Origin of the sequence: Streptomyces sp. SID14478, from assembly GCF_010548525.1 — a bacterium.
Taxonomy (GTDB): domain Bacteria; phylum Actinomycetota; class Actinomycetes; order Streptomycetales; family Streptomycetaceae; genus Streptomyces.
In genome coordinates, this window is the sequence record NZ_JAAGMG010000276.1 from 1 (window position 1) to 3,381 (window position 3,381).

The 3,381-nt window shown below is 67.3% G+C and carries 2 protein-coding genes; one reads left to right on the forward strand and one right to left on the reverse strand.

What is annotated here, in order from left to right; all coding sequences use genetic code 11:
- On the reverse strand, positions 1–1,541 hold a 1,541-nt coding region (locus G3I40_RS09585; RefSeq protein ID WP_164301733.1), incomplete at its 3' end, for a PTS fructose transporter subunit IIBC.
- A gap of 434 nt (positions 1,542–1,975) precedes the next feature.
- On the opposite strand from G3I40_RS09585, the gene ahcY reads away from it, so the two are divergent.
- Positions 1,976–3,381 (forward strand): adenosylhomocysteinase (gene ahcY, locus G3I40_RS09590; protein ID WP_164301734.1); only part of this gene is annotated, 1,406 nt, incomplete at its 3' end.

Consider the following 3,381-nt stretch of genomic DNA (forward strand, 5'->3'; position numbering starts at 1 on the left):
GAGCCGGCGCCGACGCCCACGGAGGCCAGCGCGGGCTCGGGCCCGGCCGCAGCGCCCACCAGGGCCTCACCGCGCCGCTTGCGCTCGCTGAGGTCGACCAGCGTGACGGTGGTCAGCGCGGTCACGACCGAACCGATCGCCACGGCCACGAAGAACATCGGCACACCGCCCACGGCACCGAGCACCGCGACGATCGGGCCGCCGTGCGGCACCGCGTCCTCCACGCCCGCCATGCCCGCGATGGCACCGGCCACGGCGCCACCGAGCATGTTGGCGGGAATGACCTGGGCAGGCCGCGCCGCGGCGAACGGGATCGCACCTTCCGAGATGCCGAAACACCCCATGAAGAGGGCCGCGAGCCCTGTCTCCCGCTCCTGCTCGTTGTAGAGCCGCTTACGGATGAGCGTGGCGAGGCCCTGTCCCAGCGGCATGACGGGGATGGCTGCCGCACACATGCCCATGACGGTCTGGTTGCCGGTCGCGATGAGCCCGGCGCCGAACAGGAACGCCGTCTTGTTGACCGGCCCGCCCATGTCGAACGCGATCATGAGGCCGAGGATCGCGCCGAGCAGGATGGCGCTCGTCCCCGTCATCCCGCTGAGCCAGCTGGTCAGATGCTCGAAGACCCACGAGATCGGCTTGCCGATGACGTAGATGAAGAAGAGTCCGAGCGCGGTCGTGGCCACGATGGGGATCACGATGATCGGCATGATCGGCTGGACGAACTTCGGAACCTTGACCTTCTTGATCCACAGCACCAGGTAACCGGCGAGGAAGCCGGTCACGATCGCGCCGATGAAGCCCGCCCCGGCCTTGGAGTCGTACAGGTCACCGGTGTTGGCGATCCAGCCGCCGATCATGCCCGGCACGAGCGCGGGCCGGTCGCCGATCGCGTACGCGATGTAGCCGGACAGGATCGGCACCATCAGCGTGAAGCCGATCACGCCGATCTGGTTCACGTGCATCCAGAACGAGTCGGGCGGGATGACGAGGCCGCCCTTGGGGTCGGTGTGCCCGCCCAGGGACAGCGAGATGGCGATGAGCAGACCGCCCACGACCACGAACGGGATCATGTAGCTGACGCCGTTCATGAGCGCCTTGTACGCGAGGCTGCGCTCCTTGCCGCCGCCACCGGACGACGTGAGCGGCTCGGCGCTGCCGCCGCCACCCCCGGCCCCGTGCACCGGCGCGGTCTGCACCTGGTCGATGAGCTGCTCGGGGTGGGTGATGCCCTCGGACACCCCGACGGACAGGACCCGCTTGCCGACGAAGCGGCTGCGGTCCACATCCTTGTCGGCGGCGATGATGATGCCGTCGGCGCTCCTGACATCGTTGTCAGTCAGGACGTTTTCGGCCCCGATGGACCCTTGCGTCTCCACCTTCATGTCGATCCCGAGGGCGTCCGCTGCCTGCTGCAGCTTCTCCGCCGCCATGTAGGTGTGCGCGATGCCGGTCGGACAGGCGGTCACCGCGAGCAGCTTCAACTTCTTCTGCTGCTCGGCGGCCCCTCCGCCCGTGTGGGGGTCGGCCGGACTGGTCACGTGGCTCTCCTTTGCGCCTGCGCCTAACAAGACCGCGCAAATGTTCGCGGCCTCTCCCTGATCCTGCAACACGTAAGCGCAGGATCAAAAGTCTGAAAGTCCCTTATTGACCTGTCTGAGGGCACTTGTTCACTCCCCGGCCGGGGTCGGAAACCGGCCACGGCCCTGACCGGCTGGGGCGGAGACGGGGTGGGGCCGACTGAGCCGATCGGTGTAGATTCGTAACGAGCCAGACGTCGCTGCTGATGGCGGTCGGGCGCCCCGTACGCCGGGTCGGCCGAGGGAGAGAGGGCCTCCGACGGACTGCGCTGTGCGTGTCAGGGGACAGCTGTGTCCCCGCGATGCCACAGATCAGCCATGCGTGTGCCCGTACCTGGGCATGCGCGTCACGCCCACCTCGACCGACCGCAATTGCACCGAGGAGCAGCTCCCTTATGACTTCTGTCGCCAACCGACAGGACCAGGACTTCAAGGTCGCCGACCTCTCCCTGGCCGAGTTCGGCCGCAAGGAGATCACGCTCGCCGAGCACGAGATGCCCGGCCTGATGGCGATCCGCAAGGAGTACGCCGCCACGCAGCCGCTGGCCGGCGCCCGCGTCACCGGCTCCCTGCACATGACGGTCCAGACGGCCGTCCTCATCGAGACCCTCGTCGCCCTGGGCGCCGAGGTCCGCTGGGCCTCCTGCAACATCTTCTCCACCCAGGACCACGCCGCCGCGGCCATCGCCGTGGGCCCGAACGGCACGCCGGACAACCCCCAGGGCGTCCCGGTCTTCGCCTGGAAGGGCGAGACGCTGGAGGAGTACTGGTGGTGCACGGAGCAGGCCCTGACCTGGCCGAACACCCCCACCGGCGGCCCGAACATGATCCTCGACGACGGTGGTGACGCCACCCTCCTCGTCCACAAGGGCGTCGAGTACGAGAAGGACGGCAAGGTCCCCTCGGTCGACACCGCCGAGTCCGACGAGCACCGCGTCATCCTCCAGCTCCTGAACCGCACCATCGCGAACGGTTCGCAGAGGTGGACCCAGCTCGCCTCGGAGATCCGTGGTGTGACGGAGGAGACCACGACGGGTGTGCACCGTCTGTACGAGATGCAGCGTGAGGGTTCGCTGCTGTTCCCCGCGATCAATGTGAACGACGCGGTGACGAAGTCGAAGTTCGACAACAAGTACGGCTGCCGTCACTCGTTGATCGACGGCATCAACCGTGCCACGGATGTCCTGATCGGTGGCAAGACGGCGTTGGTGTGCGGTTACGGCGATGTCGGCAAGGGGTGTGCGGAGTCGCTGCGCGGTCAGGGTGCCCGGGTGATCGTGACGGAGATCGACCCGATCTGTGCGCTGCAGGCGGCGATGGACGGCTACCAGGTCGCGACGCTGGACGAGGTCGTGGACCAGGTCGACATCTTCGTGACGACGACGGGCAACAAGGACATCATCATGGCGTCCGACATGGCCCGGATGAAGCACCAGGCGATCGTCGGGAACATCGGTCACTTCGACAACGAGATCGACATGGCGGGCCTCGCGAAGATCGAGGGCATCGTCAAGGACGAGGTGAAGCCGCAGGTCCACACGTGGACGTTCCCGGACGGCAAGGTCATCATCGTGCTGTCCGAGGGCCGTCTGCTGAACCTGGGCAACGCCACGGGTCACCCGTCGTTCGTGATGTCCAACAGCTTCGCGGACCAGACTCTCGCGCAGATCGAGCTGTTCACGAAGCAGTCCGAGTACCCGACGGATGTGTACGTGCTGCCCAAGCACCTCGACGAGAAGGTCGCCCGGCTGCACCTGGACGCACTCGGGGTCCAGCTCACGACGCTGCGCCCGGAGCAGGC